The sequence below is a fragment of the Mucilaginibacter roseus genome, from assembly GCF_021215455.1.
Lineage (GTDB): Bacteria > Bacteroidota > Bacteroidia > Sphingobacteriales > Sphingobacteriaceae > Mucilaginibacter > Mucilaginibacter roseus.
In genome coordinates, this window is record NZ_JAJPWV010000003.1 from 591684 (window position 1) to 606266 (window position 14583).

15 protein-coding genes are annotated in these 14583 nt (G+C 44.1%); 6 read left to right on the forward strand and 9 right to left on the reverse strand.

Translation table 11 applies throughout. The annotated features are described in order from the left end of the window. Positions 1 to 5: 5 nt before the first annotated feature. Together LT679_RS11790 and LT679_RS11795 are read right to left on the reverse strand one after the other, a co-directional pair. Positions 6 to 455, reverse strand: a complete 450-nt coding sequence (locus LT679_RS11790) for a protein-disulfide reductase DsbD domain-containing protein (RefSeq protein WP_232177792.1) — start codon at positions 453 to 455, stop codon at positions 6 to 8. Next, positions 452 to 1228 carry a biotin--[acetyl-CoA-carboxylase] ligase gene (locus tag LT679_RS11795; RefSeq protein ID WP_232177793.1) on the reverse strand — a complete coding sequence of 259 codons (777 nt, stop codon included), beginning with the start codon at positions 1226 to 1228 and terminating at the stop codon, positions 452 to 454. The genes LT679_RS11790 and LT679_RS11795 overlap by 4 nt, the downstream gene beginning before the upstream one ends. A gap of 47 nt (positions 1229 to 1275) precedes the next feature. On the opposite strand from LT679_RS11795, the gene rsfS reads away from it, so the two are divergent. The 3 genes from rsfS to LT679_RS11810 all read left to right on the forward strand — a co-directional run bounded on the left by rsfS (position 1276) and on the right by LT679_RS11810 (position 4538). Continuing rightward, on the forward strand, positions 1276 to 1650 hold the full coding sequence (gene rsfS, locus LT679_RS11800; RefSeq protein ID WP_232177794.1) for a ribosome silencing factor: 375 nt from the start codon (positions 1276 to 1278) through the stop codon (positions 1648 to 1650). 69 nt (positions 1651 to 1719) lie between these two features. Continuing rightward, a complete protein-coding gene (gene ftsH / locus LT679_RS11805) occupies positions 1720 to 3840 on the forward strand; it encodes an ATP-dependent zinc metalloprotease FtsH (RefSeq protein WP_232177796.1) in 2121 nt (706 codons plus the stop codon). 59 nt (positions 3841 to 3899) lie between these two features. Next, positions 3900 to 4538: a LutC/YkgG family protein gene (locus tag LT679_RS11810; protein WP_232178070.1), complete on the forward strand. Its 639-nt coding sequence runs from the start codon at positions 3900 to 3902 to the stop codon at positions 4536 to 4538. A 4-nt stretch (positions 4539 to 4542) separates the two neighbouring features. Here the strand turns inward: LT679_RS11810 and LT679_RS11815 are convergent, their stop codons facing one another. Genes LT679_RS11815 through LT679_RS11825 form a run of 3 tightly spaced genes read right to left on the reverse strand, consistent with a single transcriptional unit; the run spans position 4543 to position 7697 of the window. Then, positions 4543 to 5202 carry a gluconate 2-dehydrogenase subunit 3 family protein gene (locus LT679_RS11815; protein WP_232177797.1) on the reverse strand — a complete coding sequence of 220 codons (660 nt, stop codon included), beginning with the start codon at positions 5200 to 5202 and terminating at the stop codon, positions 4543 to 4545. A 12-nt stretch (positions 5203 to 5214) separates the two neighbouring features. Next, on the reverse strand, positions 5215 to 6948 hold the full coding sequence (locus tag LT679_RS11820; protein ID WP_232177798.1) for a GMC family oxidoreductase: 1734 nt from the start codon (positions 6946 to 6948) through the stop codon (positions 5215 to 5217). Between the two features lie 50 nt (positions 6949 to 6998). Beyond that, a complete protein-coding gene (locus LT679_RS11825; protein ID WP_232177799.1) occupies positions 6999 to 7697 on the reverse strand; it encodes a 3-keto-disaccharide hydrolase in 699 nt (232 codons plus the stop codon). Positions 7698 to 7910: 213 nt separating this feature from the next. Between LT679_RS11825 and LT679_RS11830 the strand changes: the two genes are divergently transcribed. The 3 genes from LT679_RS11830 to LT679_RS11840 all read left to right on the forward strand — a co-directional run bounded on the left by LT679_RS11830 (position 7911) and on the right by LT679_RS11840 (position 11001). After that, entirely contained in the window at positions 7911 to 9128 is a 1218-nt protein-coding gene (locus tag LT679_RS11830) for a DEAD/DEAH box helicase (protein ID WP_232177800.1), read from the forward strand. Further along, entirely contained in the window at positions 9125 to 10105 is a 981-nt protein-coding gene (locus tag LT679_RS11835; RefSeq protein ID WP_232177801.1) for a glycoside hydrolase family 43 protein, read from the forward strand. The genes LT679_RS11830 and LT679_RS11835 overlap by 4 nt, the downstream gene beginning before the upstream one ends. A 389-nt stretch (positions 10106 to 10494) precedes the next feature. After that, entirely contained in the window at positions 10495 to 11001 is a 507-nt protein-coding gene (locus LT679_RS11840; RefSeq protein WP_232177802.1) for a hypothetical protein, read from the forward strand. On the opposite strand, the gene LT679_RS11845 is transcribed toward LT679_RS11840, so the two are convergent. From LT679_RS11845 to LT679_RS11860, 4 genes are all read right to left on the reverse strand, one after another. Further along, a complete protein-coding gene (locus LT679_RS11845; protein ID WP_232177803.1) occupies positions 11002 to 11622 on the reverse strand; it encodes an ATP-binding cassette domain-containing protein in 621 nt (206 codons plus the stop codon). Next, positions 11619 to 12290 carry a molybdate ABC transporter permease subunit gene (gene modB, locus LT679_RS11850; protein WP_232177804.1) on the reverse strand — a complete coding sequence of 224 codons (672 nt, stop codon included), beginning with the start codon at positions 12288 to 12290 and terminating at the stop codon, positions 11619 to 11621. Before modB ends, LT679_RS11845 begins: the two co-directional genes overlap by 4 nt. A gap of 3 nt (positions 12291 to 12293) precedes the next feature. Beyond that, positions 12294 to 13013 carry a molybdate ABC transporter substrate-binding protein gene (modA, locus tag LT679_RS11855; RefSeq protein ID WP_232177805.1) on the reverse strand — a complete coding sequence of 240 codons (720 nt, stop codon included), beginning with the start codon at positions 13011 to 13013 and terminating at the stop codon, positions 12294 to 12296. 129 nt (positions 13014 to 13142) lie between these two features. Next, complete coding sequence (locus tag LT679_RS11860; RefSeq protein ID WP_232177806.1) at positions 13143 to 14453, reverse strand: ammonium transporter; 1311 nt, start codon at positions 14451 to 14453, stop codon at positions 13143 to 13145. Between the last annotated feature and the right edge of the window lie 130 nt (positions 14454 to 14583).

The following is a 14583-nucleotide window of genomic DNA, read 5'->3' on the forward strand; positions in this document are numbered from 1 at the left end:
CGCTATTATTTAACAGGTATGCTAAATGCCACTTCTTCCGGCGGAAGGCACTTCATATCATTACAGGTCATGTACTCCAGCTTGCCTTTTACAGTGGTAGCCTTTGCTGACTTGAGTTTTATTTTTTGCTGGAATATTACTGATTTCTCGAAGTAAGTAACATCCATGCTGAATACCTTTTCGTATTTGGTGATGCCTTTTGGCTCGGTGGTTTTACCAACCGGTGTAAAATCCTTTGAAGCGGCAAAAGTGAATGATGTTTTGTTAGGGCCGCCCTCTTTTACGTTTTGCGAGTATATGTGCCAGCCATCTTCCATAGTGGCTTTAAAAAATACAACAGCCTCAGTTTTACTTACTCGTTTAGCTGCATAGCTCCATTTAACGGGGGTTTCTATCTGTGCGAAAGCACTTGCTGATAGCATGATGGCGGCAAATAATACCAGTAATTTTTTCATGTAGTTGGGTTTAAAAATTCTAATTCTTTGAGGTCAAACGTTAATTCTTCATTTTCATTTTGCAGCACCAGCAAACCGTTAGGTGCAACCCCGGTTATGGTGGCGTCAAAAATATAATTATTTGACTTGAATTGCCGCTTTTCGTTTAATCCGTACAGGTATTGCGTGTATTCATTACGCAGCTCCTGCACCTTACCGGCCTTTAATTCCAGGTAAGCAGCCTCAATACCGCTGCAAAGGTCTGAAAGTAAAACTTTCAAATCATAATCCCTGTGTAATATCTGCTTTACAGAGGACGCGTTGGTTACATCCTGCGGAAATTCATCCTGATTAACGTTAAGCCCTATACCTACTATGGCGTGTTTAAGAATATTTGAAAATAAAATGTTTTCAATTAAAATCCCACCTACCTTATAATCGTCATAATATATATCATTAGGCCATTTAACTTTTAGTTTGTTGCCTAATATGGGTTTAAGCGCGCGCTGTATGCCCACGCTAACGGCGCGGTTAAGGTCAAATTGGTTATTTATATTTAAAAACGAGGGATTGAGCAATATACTGGCAGTAATGTTTTTACCGGGTTGTGCATACCAGGTATTTTGCCTTTGGCCACGGCCGGCAAACTGTTCTTCTGCCATAATGACGGTGCCTTCAGACACTGGCGTGGAATTTGCCAATAGATTTTTTAGGAATGTGTTTGTTGAGTCAACTTGCTTAAGAGTTACTAAATTTCGGCCAACAAATAATCCTGAAAATATGTTACTTTGCAATGTATAATATTCTGTATATTAAAATCGTTCAAAACTAATTCTTTTTAATGGTAAAAAATAAAGCGTTAAATGAATCCGCTTACATTTCTGAAATAGCCATACACGGCATACAGGAAAAAAAAGGGAATGATATAGTGAGGTTAGACCTTCGGAACATATTCAGTTCAGTTTCTGATTACTTTGTAATATGCCATGCCGATTCGTCAACACAGGTGCGTGCAATAGCGGCGAGCGTTGAAGATGAAATATACAAAGCCACCGGCCAGGAACCATGGCGCAAAGAAGGTTTAGAGTATAGCGAATGGATATTGCTTGATTATATTGACGTGGTTATCCACGTATTCAGAACCGATAAAAGAGAGTACTACGGCGTTGAAGACCTATGGGGCGATGCGGAGATAAAAAGCTACAGGAGCGCTTAAATTATACAACCATATTAACATTGCCTATTATTAAAATATTGATTGTAAGTTTGAGCAGGTATAAAACACATGAAAGATAATAAATTGGATAAGCCAAAACCTATAAGAAGACTATCAAATAAAAAGATAACGCCCAAGCCGCCTAAATTCAATTTAATGTGGCTTTATGCCATCGTTATCATAGCGGTGCTGGTTGTACCCACCATTCTTGACGGTTCGCAGGGCAAGCGTATTGCATATAAGCGTTTTGAAACACAGATGCTTAAACAGCGCGATGTTGAAAAGGTAGAAGTTTACAAAAGCGGTGAGCTGGTATATGCTGATGTGTATATCAAACCATCAAGCTTAAACAAACCGCAATATGAGGATGTAAAGCGCGACAAGCGTTCTATTGGCCTTGGCTCCGGCGGACCGCAGTATACTTTTACTGATGCCTCTTACGAAAGTTTGAAGCAATCGATCAATGCTACCGAGAAAGATTTGCCTGATGAACAAAAAACGCCGATCGTTTACGTTCAGCACGACAACTGGTTATCAAGCCCGTTGCTGCAATTCATCATCATGGGCGTATTGCTGGTAGCTATCTGGATGTTCATCATGCGCCGCATGAGCGGTGGCGCGGGCGGTGGCCCGGGTGGCCAGATATTTAACATCGGCAAATCAAAAGCGACCTTGTTTGATAAGGAAGCACAGGTAACCGTAACCTTTAACGATGTTGCCGGTTTGGAAGAAGCCAAGCAGGAGGTTATGGAAATTGTTGATTTCCTGAAAAACCCTAAAAAATACACTAACCTGGGTGGTAAAATCCCTAAAGGCGCGTTGCTTGTTGGCTCACCTGGTACCGGTAAAACCTTATTAGCAAAAGCCGTTGCAGGCGAAGCGCAGGTGCCATTCTTCTCCCTTTCAGGTTCTGATTTTGTGGAGATGTTTGTAGGTGTGGGTGCATCACGTGTGCGTGATCTGTTCCGCCAGGCTAAGGATAAAGCGCCTTGTATCATATTTATTGATGAGATTGACGCTATAGGCCGCGCCCGTGGCAAAAACAATATTGTTGGCGGTAACGATGAGCGTGAAAATACGCTTAACCAATTACTGGTAGAAATGGACGGCTTCGGTACCGATTCGGGTATCATCATCCTGGCGGCCACTAACCGCCCCGATGTACTGGATTCCGCATTGCTTCGTCCGGGCCGTTTCGACAGGCAGGTATCTATCGATAAACCGGATCTGGTTGGTCGTGAACAAATATTCAAAGTACACTTGAAGCCCGTAAAACTGGCTGAGGGTGTTGACGCTAAAAAACTATCCGCCCAAACCCCGGGTTTTGCGGGCGCAGAAATTGCCAACGTTTGTAATGAGGCTGCCCTGATAGCCGCCCGTAAAAACAAAGAGGCAGTTGATATGCAGGATTTCCAGGATGCTATTGACCGTGTGATCGGTGGTTTAGAGAAAAAGAACAAGATCATATCACCAGAGGAAAAACGCATTGTTGCTTATCACGAAGCCGGTCACGCTATTGCAGGCTGGTTCCTGGAGCATGCTGATCCGCTGGTTAAGGTATCAATAGTACCTCGTGGTGTTGCTGCATTAGGTTACGCGCAATACCTGCCTAAGGAGCAATTTTTATATACTACCGAACAGTTGCTTGACGGTATGTGCATGACCATGGGTGGTCGCGTTGCCGAAGACATTGTATTCAACAAAATATCAACCGGCGCGCAGAACGATTTAGAGCGCATTACCAAACTGGCATACGCCATGGTAACTATTTATGGTATGAATCCTAAAGTGGGTAATGTATCATTTAACGATACCCAGGGCGAGTACCAGTTTAACAAACCATACTCTGAAAAAACATCGGAGTTGATTGACGAAGAAGTGCGTAACCTGATCAATCGTGTATATGATATGACCAAGCAGTTACTGACCGACAAGCGCGAAGGTTTGGAAAAACTGGCTAATAAGCTGTTGGAAAAAGAGATCCTTTTCCAATCAGACCTGGAAGAGATACTGGGAAAACGCCCGTTCGATCATCGTACTACTTATGATGAGTTTGTAAACGGCGCGCAGGAATCAAACCAGGACCCGGTTGCGCAAAACCTGGTGCATGAGGGTGTTAACGACCACTCAGGCACCTTTAACCGCAACCCTGAAGAAAAGGATGCCAACGGTACCGAAACCGGTAATTAAAAACTAATAACCCATAAAGCCATCCGCATTAAAAACGGATGGCTTTGTTGTTTATAATGATGAAAGATATCACTACCTCTAAAGAAAAACTGTTAAAAAAAATCCGCAAGGCTTTGCTGGAGAAGCGGGAAAACCCATATCCAAACTTTGAGGATCAGCCGCTTTACCCGCTTGCTGATGATATGCTTGAGGTGATATTTGCCGAGCAATTTACCGCCGTTGCCGGGCAGTTTGTTTTTTGTGAGGATGAGGTACAGTTTATAGAAAACCTGCTCAACCTCGCCGAAGAGCGTAAATGGCATAAAATATATTGCTGGGAGCCTGCCTTACAGCAAATGCTGCAGCAATATGAATATCCGTATTTTGAGACTGATAAAGACTTTGACCAAGCTCAGGTAGGTTTTACCTTGTGCGAGGCTTTAATAGCGCGTAATGGTAGCATTCTGCTATCAAACGCGGGCGCAGCAGGGCGCAGGTTGAGCATATATCCGCCGGTACATATTGTGCTGGCTTACACATCGCAGATGGTGCTTGATCTGAAAGACGGCTTCCGGTTGTTGAAGCAAAAATACGGCAGTAACCTGCCCAGCATGATAACCAACGTTACCGGGCCAAGCCGCACGGCAGATATCGAGAAAACGTTGGTTTTAGGCGCACATGGCCCCAAAGAACTATTTGTTTTCCTGCTCGATGGATAAATGGTTAAGAATTGCTTGAAAAGCCGTATTGCTTTAATACATCGGCAGGCACGCCAGCCCATTGCGGGTTAGGCGCGTTACCGGCATAGCCAATATCTTTCATACCCATTTGTGAGGTAAAAAAACCGGTAGCCACCAAATCCCGCATGCGGTTAAAAAAAGCTACACCCTGGCGCATGGCCGGTTTGGCCTTGTTTGGATAAGCAATCTGATCAATCAGCTCAATGCGCTGTTCGGGTTTGCAATCAGCAAATATGGCATTATATCGATTAAGGCATTGTACATCCAGCCAGCGCAGCCCGCCGCGCAGCGGTACCTGGTGTTCCGGCTGATCTTTAGCAATAAACTCAATAAAATCCGGCACCTTAGCATCAGACGCGCTGCCCGATACATCGTCCTTCGGAATTATAATATCTGATAGTATGGTGATGGCAGTCATCTCTTGTGTAGTAAAAAAGCGCTGTGCCAGCAATTGCTTATCACGCTCTATCTCCCAGGATTGCCTGCCGGGGTTATTGTCAGTGGCTTGAGGTTGAGCTTGGGGTTGTGCTGCCGCCGGAGTTTCAGCAGCCTTTTTTACGGGTTTAGGCTTACATGCGTCAAGCAGTAAAGTGGTTGACAGTGTGCCCAAACCAAGGGCTTTTAACGAGTCGCGCCTGTTCATATTCCCTCTATATTAAACGTTCAATTTTTTACGTTGCGATAAAATGTACTCAGCTGTACGCATACTCAATGCAAGTATGGTCCAGGTAGCATTCTTATCACCTTGCTGCACAAACGGTGCGGCATCTACCACAAACAGATTTTTACAGTCATGCGCCTGGCACCATTTATTCAAGGCTGATTTTTTAGGATCGTTACCCATGCGGATAGTACCTACCTCGTGTATGATCTTGCCTGGCGCTTCAAGGCCATAGCCCGTATCAGCTCCCTTAAACTCGGCACCCAAGGCGCCCATGTTGTGCATTATTTCCTTAAAGGTTTCTTGCATGTGTTTGGCCTGCTTGTATTCATCAGCCGCCCATTTGTAATGGAAACGCAATACCGGTATACCGTACTTATCCACCACTTCAGGGTCAATCTCGCAATAGTTATCAGCGCGTGCAATGGCGGTACCACGGCCGGCCATATAAACCTCGGTACCGTAAAATCTGCGATAATCGTTCTTTAAAGATGCACCGTAGCCACCGGCCTCTTTCACTTTACCATCGGGGCCGGGTACCAGTCCGTTTTTAAGGTGCATGCCTGAGCCGAAGCCGTATGATGGCATACCCATACCGCCGCCATATTCAATATGGTATCCGCGCGGGAAGCCAAGTTTTTTATTATCAAGCCACCAAGGTGAATAGATGTGAATACTGCCTACACCATCCTCATTATAACGTTTACGATCCAGCAATTGTGGTAAAAAACCTGAAGCGCTTGATCCGGTTGAATCATGCAGGTATTTACCAACCACATTACTTTCGTTAGCCAGCCCGTTAGGGTGCGCTGCTGATTTTGAATTGAGCAGCAGCCTTGCCGACTCGCATGCACTGGCGCCCAGTATTACAATCTTCGCCTTTACCTGGTACTCCAGCATATCATCCTTATTTACGTATGATACACCGGTGGCCTGTCCGTTTTTATCCGTCAGCACCTCGCGCACCATAGCGTTTGATATTACCTGCAGGTTTCCCGTTTTCAATGCCGGGATAACCAGGCACGATGATGAAGAAAAATCAGCATAAATTTTACAGCTGCGGCCGCATTGCCCGCAAAAAAAACAGGCATTCCTATCTTTATTGCCCGGCAACGCTTCGGTGAGTACTGAACCACGGCTTGGTATAGTAGTTACGCCGGCTTTAATTGCTGCTTTCTTTATAAAAAGCTCATTGAGCCTTGGCTTGGGCGGCGGCAAAAAGATGCCGTCCGGTTCACTTTCTATATTTTCAACTGTACCGAATACACCAATCAGGCGGTCAACCTTATCGTAATATGGTTTTATCTCATTATAGGTAAACGGCCATTCTTCAGTAAGCCCGTCGGTAGGTTTAAAATCCTTTGGCCCCATACGTAATGATATACGCCCCCAGTGATTGGTACGCCCGCCCAGCATGCGTGAGCGAAACCATTGGAAATCAGTACCGTTTTTGGTGGTATAGGGCTCGCCTTCCAGTTCCCAGCCGCCAAAGGCGGCATCAAAATCGCCAAAAGGACGGGTTGTGCCCGCACCCCGGCGTGGCGACTCCCAGCTGAAACGCAGCTGATCGGAGTTTTTAGCCGGATCGTAAAACGGCCCGGCCTCCAGCATCAATACTTTTAAACCGGCATGAGCCAATACATAACCGGCCATGCCGCCTCCTGCCCCCGAACCCACAATCACGGCGTCATAAACAACGGTTGATTTTTTTATCTGAAATTCACTCATGCCTGTCCTCCCGGCTAATAAATAAATAGTAGTGGCTAAAAAAAACGCTATTATAGTTCTTTTATCTTGATATCGCGGTAGTAAACGGTATTACCGTGATCCTGCAAAGCTATGTGTCCTTTATAGTAGGTAGCAAACGCCGGGTACGATTTAAATTTGCTGTTTTCAACCAATGCTTTCCACTCCGGGCCCCAAAGTTTTACGTTAACCGTTTTGCTGCCATTCATCCAAAAGGTAAGCTGGCCATCTTTCTGGCGTATTTTTATGGTATTCCACTCACCGGCAGGTTTTGCTTTTTTTGATGGCGCGATAATGTCATATAACGATCCGGCAAGGTGGTTTTCCTTTTTGTTATCCTCAGCCTTAACATCATCAAGCACCTGCATTTCAATGCCGGTTAAAAACGAGTAGCTGTATTTCGGGTTTTCATTTACATCGAATATAATACCGCTGTTACCGCCCTCGGCAATCTTCCACTGCAGGGTAAGCTCATAGTTTTCATACTCTTTATCAGTAACCAGGTCGCCACGGCCATCAGCGCCCGGGTTAAGCGTTAGGGCACCATCAACAACTGTCCATGCATTGCCTACTTCGCCTTTGTTATAAGTATGCCATCCTGTGGTGGTTTTTCCATCAAACAGGGTTGTCCAGCCGTTTTTATCCTTATTAGGAGTAGTGGCCGGCGTGGTTTGGGCAAATACTGAGTTGCAAAGTAATAGAGCAGCAATGCCCGGTAATAATTTCTTCATAGTTTATTCAATAAGTTTTTTGTGTGCGTGCAAGTGTAGGTGCGGTAAATATATTGCTTTTTTAAATAGATGCTTTAGAATTTGAAATCAGGCATGTAAAAAAACGGATACCTTTTTATAAACGTAAGGTTATTAAAATAGGTATGTAAAGCCCTCGTTAATAGTATAAATTAAATTTTGTTATCTTGCAGCACTCACCTATAAGCAGAGACAGTGACATTCCAGGATTTTAATTTTAACAGTGATTTATTAGAAGGCGTTTTGAGCATGGGTTACACCAAGCCAACCCCCATACAGGAAATGGCAATTCCGGTTATTATGGAAGGTAACGACCTGATAGCCTGTGCCCAAACAGGCACCGGCAAAACCGCATCATTTTTACTGCCGGTGCTAAATTTTATCACTGAAGAGCATAAGCATTACACAACCGCACTTGTACTTACCCCCACGCGTGAGCTGGCACAACAGATAGATCAGCAGGTTGAAGGGCTGGCTTACTTTACCGGCATAAGCTCGCTTGCTGTATTTGGCGGCGGTGATGGTATTGTGTATGAGCAGCAGCGCCGCGGCATTCAAAATAACGTAAATATCATTATAGCCACACCCGGCAGGTTGATCGCGCACTTAACATCTGGCGTGTTAAAGCTTAACCACATACGCCACCTGATACTTGACGAGGCCGACCGTATGTTGGATATGGGTTTTCAGGATGATATTACGCGCATCATCAGTTATCTGCCTAAAAAAAGGCAAACGCTGTTGTTTTCAGCAACTATGCCGCCGCGTATCCGCTCACTGGCCAAAACGGTGTTGCATAATCCGCAGCAGATAAATCTTGCTGTATCACAGCCGGCAGTAGGCATTGATCAGCAGGTATACTACATTGCCGATCAGCAAAAAAATGGTTTGGTTAAAATGCTGCTACGCGATGGCAACTATAACAGCATCATTATCTTTTCATCAACCAAGGATAAGGTGAAGGAGGTTTACAAGGATTTGAAGAGAAGCAATTTGAAAATCAGCGCCTTTCACTCTGACCTGGAGCAGGCCGAACGAGAGCAGATCTTGCTGGAATTTAAAAACAAGAGCTTGCCGATCATCATTGGTACTGATGCGCTTTCGCGTGGTATTGATGTGGAAGGTATCGACCTGGTGATCAATTACGATGTTCCGCCCGATCCGGAGGATTACATTCACCGCATTGGCCGTACAGCACGTGCCGCTACCACCGGAACGGCTATTACCCTGGTAAATCAACGTGATCTGCGCCGGTTTAAGAGCATCGAATCGCTCATAGAAAAAACGATAGAGCAAAAGCCGATACCTGCCGAGTTGGGTGAAGCGCCCGTATTAACGGAAGAAAAGAAGCCTCATTTTAAGCGTAAAAATAAACGCTTTGGTAATAAAAAGAAACCAACAAACAACCAATGAAATTAAGAACTATACTTTTAATGGGCGTGCTTGCGGCATCAACACAACTGTCATTAGCCCAGGAAAAAAAGGAAACATCAGGCAACCCGATATTCGAGGGATGGTATGCCGACCCGGAGGCGGCTATTTTTGGTAAAACGTTTTGGGTTTACCCTACTTACTCTGCGCCGTATAACCAGCAGATTAAGTTTGATGCTTTTTCATCAACTGATCTGGTGCATTGGACTAAGCATCCAAGCATTGTTGATACCTCGGCTTTAAAATGGGTAAAGCGAGCATTATGGGCGCCGGCCATCACAAAAAAAGGCAATAAATACTATTTATTTTTTGGGGCGAATGATATTCAGAATAACAATGAATATGGTGGCATAGGCGTAGCAGTGAGCGACAACCCGGCGGGGCCATTTAAAGATCATTTAGGCAAGCCGCTGATTGATAAGATCATTAATAAAGCGCAGCCTATCGACCAGTTTGTGTTTAACGACAATGGTAAATATTACATTATTTACGGCGGCTGGGGCCAGTGTAACATTGCCCAGCTAAATAAGGACTTTACAGGTTTAGTTCCGTTTGAGAATGGCGAAACTTATAAATTAATAACGCCTGAAGGTTATGTAGAAGGCCCGGTAATGTTTAAACGCAAGGGTAAATATTACTTTATGTGGAGTGAAGGTGGCTGGACAGGCCCTGATTACCGTGTGGCTTACGCCATTGGCGATTCACCAACCGGACCGTTCAAACGCATTAATACCATCCTTAAACAGGATGCCAGTATTGCGACCGGCGCAGGCCACCATTCTATGATTAACATACCCGGTACTGACGAATGGTATATTATTTACCACCGCCGACCACTTACTGAAACAGACGGTAATCACCGTGCAACATGTATAGATCGAATCTATTTTGACGAAAACGGGGAAATAAAACCTGTTAAAATCACCAATGAAGGTGTGCCTGCAAGAAAGATTAAATAATAGTAGTTTAAGATAAAAAAACCCGCTGGGCCTCGCGCCTGGCGGGTAACCAATTAAATTAAACTATACTTTTTATTGAAAAAAAGCCAAATCAAAAAGCTGCAAAGGGCAGCTAAACTTTTTGTTCAGGTAACGGATAACTCAACGTCTACAGGAACACTTAATACAATCGAACCTATGCTATAGAAATCGATTGAATGCTGCAAAAGTAACTCTATTTGCGCAATATTATTGTAATAATAACACTTTCTCTTTTAATATTATTATCCGGTAATAGTACACAATTAGCACAAAAAGTTGTAAAAACGTTTTATATACGTTGCAACAAGCTTTTTATGGTAAAAGTTTTACCAATTACAGTAAAAATAATTTTCATAAGTTAGCGCTATATGTTTAAACGGTTACATGTTTTATGCGTTGCGCTGATGTGCTATTGCGTAGGCTTTGCGCAACAAACCAAAAGCTTTTTAATAAGCGGCGAGGTAATTAAGCAACAATTAATTACTGTTGACTCGCTTAAGCGATACAAGTTGTATTATATCGACAGCCTTAATGTAACCAGCCATACAGGCGCGTTTAAGCATAAAGACGAAAAACTAAAAGGCATTTTGCTTAGAGACGTACTAAGCCATACTAAGTTTAAGGTTGGTAGTCCGAAACTGTTAAGTGAGCTTTACCTGGTTTTTGTGGCGAGCGATGGTTATAAAGTGGTTTACTCCTGGAATGAGTTGTATAATACCGCCGTTGGTGAAACTGTATACCTGCTGGTTGAAAAGAATGGTATTGATATCACCGCAATGCCCGAAAGCATACAGATGCTTTCTGCTAAAGATTACAAAACCGGCAGGCGTTATCTGCATAACCTGAGTAAAATTGTGGTAGCGAAAGCCCCCTGATCATTCTCCCATACTGATTTCATTACCTGTAAAAACATCCAGTTCCATCGGATAGTGGCTAACTATTACCGCGGTAGTTTTGATTTCTTCAAAAAGTATGTTTAACGCCGGTAAAAACCTCGACTTGGTTTTACTATCCAATGCCGAAAATGGCTCGTCCATTAAAACCAGTTTTGGTTTTATAGCAAGCGCACGAACAACCGCAAGGCGCTGTTGTTGCCCGCCTGATAGATGTATAGGTTTGTGATCAGCGAATGTCGTTAGCTCAGCTATATTTAGCAGGCGGTTTATCCATTCCGCGTCTTTTGTAGCATATTGCAAATGCTGCAGCACCGTCATGTTCGGGAATAAGGCGTAATCCTGGAATACAAATCCGGCAAGGCGTTTTTGAGGTGGTAGATTTATTTCCCTTTCAGTGTCCAGCCAAATAGAACCGTTTACAGAAATACGTCCCGATTCAGACGTTATTAACCCCGCTATAATTTTTAATAACGTTGTTTTGCCTGCACCGGATGGTCCCGTTATTTTAGTAACCATATGTAACGGGAAACGGCCCGAGAATTTTATCGATTGCCCGCCGTTGTACATGTTTAACTTTTTTTCAATATTGATCTCGATCATTCCAACGGGGACTTAGCTTGTGTACGATTATAGATAAATACGCCCATCAACAATAAAAAAGTAATACCGAACAGCAAAACAGAGTAATTGGCGGCAAGGCTATAATCCATTTGCTCAACAGCATCATACACCGCTACTGATGCAACGCGCGTAACGCCGGGAATGTTACCACCAATCATCAGCACCACGCCAAACTCACCCAACGTGTGAGCAAAGGTTAATACCGCAGCCGTTAGGAGCGCCGGCTTTATGTTAGGCAGCAGTATATATCTGAAGGTTTGCCACTCCGATTTACCCATCGTATACGATGCCTGGGCAAGTGACGGTGGCAATTGTTGCAATGCTGACTTAACCGGCCCCGCCATAAATGGTAAGCTGTATACTACCGACGCTAATACCAAGCCGGGAAACGAGAAAACCAGTTGCACATCAAACACATCATTCAGCCATTTACCTAACCCAAGTTGCGGACTAAAAGCTAACAGCAGATAAAAGCCTAATACCGATGGCGGCAGTACAAGCGGCATGGTGATCAGCACCTCTGCCAGCATCCTGAAAAGGGTACGCTTTTTTGACAGCCACCAGGCCAACGGCAGGCAGATGATCAACAGCAGCAAGGTTGTTACTACAGCCAGCTTAAGTGATAGCCAAATTGGTGCAGCATCCATTATTTATCGGTAACCATATTGTTTAAAAATGCGTTTTGCCGCCGGACTTAGCAGAAAATCGTAAAATTTCCGAGCATCGGCCTTATGCTTTCCGGCTTTTAACAGCACCATCGCTTGTTTTATTGGGGAGTAAGCGCTACTATCCATTTTAAGCCAATACAGTTTGGTTTTCAATTGCGGGTCTTTAATTAAAGCCTCTGTTGTAAACCCCGCAGATACAACACCGGTCGTAATATAAGTGTTCACCTGCGATATGCTTTCGCCATACACCAACTTAGGTTTTAGGATGTTTAGCACACCACCTGCTTTGAAAACTTCCATAGCCGCTTTGCCATAAGGGGCAGTTGACGGGTTTGCTATCACGATTTTTTTCGTGGCATTATCAGTCAGCAGTGCTTTCCATTTTTTTGCATCGATAGGTTGTTGACTGCATAATATAAGACTACCTGATGCATAAATCGTAGGTTTATTGATAGCATAGCCCTTATTGTGTAATGTTTCAGCAAAGGCTACGTCGGCTGATAAAAATATGTCATAAGGCGCGCCGTTCATGGCCTGCGCCGTTAAATTACCTGATGCTCCGCTGATAACGGCTATGCTAATGCCCAATTGCTTTTTAAATTCAGCAGCGAGCGGTTTCATAACGCTTTGCAGGTTTGCCGCGGCAGCTACTTTAACGTCCTGCGCGATTACCGGCAACCAAACCGCAAGTATTAACAACATTAACCAGCCCTTTTTATAACATATCATACATTAACAAATATAAAAGGCTGTAAATAAAAAAGGCTGCACCTGGAGGGCGCAGCCGGTAAATAAATACAATGGTCAGTTAATATTTATTGAAAATCTTGATTATAATTCTTCGTCGTGCTGGCTAACGTCAAGGCCGATAGCTTCCTCTTCAGGAGTAACACGCAGTTTTGAGATCAGGTCAGTAACCTTTAGCAGGATGAATGAACCGATAAATGCGAATGCTGATACGCCAACCAAAGCAATAAGGTGAGTTACAAACAGCTTGGTATCGCCATAAAATAAACCATTACCGGTAGTGTTGGCGCTATTTACGTTAGCATGAGCAAATACACCGGTTAACAGCATACCTACCATACCACCAACGCCATGGCAAGGGAATACGTCAAGCGTATCGTCAATGCTGGTTTTGCTGCGCCAGATTACTACCAAATTACTTACAACGGCGGCAACAATACCGATAATTAGTGAATGCGGGATAGTTACAAAACCGGCAGCAGGTGTAATGGCCACCAAACCTACAACAGCACCTATACATGCACCTACAACAGATGGCTTTTTACCGCGCAGCATATCAAAAAATATCCAGGCGATAGCGGCGGCAGCTGATGCTGTGGTTGTAGTACCTAAAGCTGTAGCTGCAAGTGCGTTAGCACCTAAAGCCGAACCCGCGTTGAAGCCGAACCAGCCGAACCAAAGTAAACCTGTACCCAACAGCACATAGCTGATACGGGCTGGAGCGTGTGCTTTATCTGTACGTTGTTTAAGGTAGATAGCTGATGCCAGAGCTGCCCAACCTGCCGACATGTGTACTACGGTACCACCGGCAAAATCCAACACCCCTAATTTAAAGAAGAAACCTTCCGGGTGCCAGGTAGCATGCGCCAGCGGGGCATAAATGAATATCATAAACAAACAAAGAAATATCACATAAGAGTTAAAGCGGATACGCTCGGCAAAAGCACCGGTTATAAGCGCCGGGGTAATTACGGCAAACTTTAACTGGAACATGGCGAATAACACCAACGGAATGGTTGGCGCTAACGGCCAGGTATCGTTACCCAGCATCCCCTTCATCATAAAGAAGGTAGATGGATCGCCCAGGAAGCCGCCGAACATGTCTTTACCGAAAGCAAGGCTGAAGCCAAACACCACCCATAAAATAGTGATGATGCCCATACACACAAAGCTTTGCATCATGGTAGAAAGTACGTTTTTTTTGCTCACCATACCACCGTAAAAGAAGGCCAGGCCCGGGGTCATGATGAGTACTAACGCGGTACTTACCAGCAGCCATGCAGTGTCGCCACTGTCAATTTTGCTATCGGCAATGGTAGTCACGTCAACAGAGGGGTAAATCAGTGCGAGCACGACAACCACCACCAAAAGTAAAAAGGGTAGGATTTTTTTCATTTCGCTTTTTTTAGTTAGGGTTAATTATTTATTGAGGTTAATATTTTCTTCTTTTTTCTCGAAACAAGATGACATTTGCACTTAATGCCTAATTCTCCGATTAAATCGTCAACTTATCAACTATATAATT

What these genes read in the sequence shown, in the direction of transcription:
- LT679_RS11790 (WP_232177792.1), bottom strand. Translation starts at nt 455, where the DNA reads ATGAAAAAATTACTGGTATTATTTGCCGCCATCATGCTATCAGCAAGT.
- rsfS (WP_232177794.1), top strand. Translation starts at nt 1,276, where the DNA reads ATGGTAAAAAATAAAGCGTTAAATGAATCCGCTTACATTTCTGAAATA.
- ftsH (WP_232177796.1), top strand. Translation starts at nt 1,720, where the DNA reads ATGAAAGATAATAAATTGGATAAGCCAAAACCTATAAGAAGACTATCA.
- LT679_RS11810 (WP_232178070.1), top strand. Translation starts at nt 3,900, where the DNA reads ATGAAAGATATCACTACCTCTAAAGAAAAACTGTTAAAAAAAATCCGC.
- LT679_RS11815 (WP_232177797.1), bottom strand. Translation starts at nt 5,202, where the DNA reads ATGAACAGGCGCGACTCGTTAAAAGCCCTTGGTTTGGGCACACTGTCA.
- LT679_RS11820 (WP_232177798.1), bottom strand. Translation starts at nt 6,948, where the DNA reads ATGAGTGAATTTCAGATAAAAAAATCAACCGTTGTTTATGACGCCGTG.
- LT679_RS11825 (WP_232177799.1), bottom strand. Translation starts at nt 7,697, where the DNA reads ATGAAGAAATTATTACCGGGCATTGCTGCTCTATTACTTTGCAACTCA.
- LT679_RS11835 (WP_232177801.1), top strand. Translation starts at nt 9,125, where the DNA reads ATGAAATTAAGAACTATACTTTTAATGGGCGTGCTTGCGGCATCAACA.
- LT679_RS11840 (WP_232177802.1), top strand. Translation starts at nt 10,495, where the DNA reads ATGTTTAAACGGTTACATGTTTTATGCGTTGCGCTGATGTGCTATTGC.
- LT679_RS11845 (WP_232177803.1), bottom strand. Translation starts at nt 11,622, where the DNA reads ATGATCGAGATCAATATTGAAAAAAAGTTAAACATGTACAACGGCGGG.
- modB (WP_232177804.1), bottom strand. Translation starts at nt 12,290, where the DNA reads ATGGATGCTGCACCAATTTGGCTATCACTTAAGCTGGCTGTAGTAACA.
- modA (WP_232177805.1), bottom strand. Translation starts at nt 13,013, where the DNA reads ATGTTGTTAATACTTGCGGTTTGGTTGCCGGTAATCGCGCAGGACGTT.
- LT679_RS11860 (WP_232177806.1), bottom strand. Translation starts at nt 14,453, where the DNA reads ATGAAAAAAATCCTACCCTTTTTACTTTTGGTGGTGGTTGTCGTGCTC.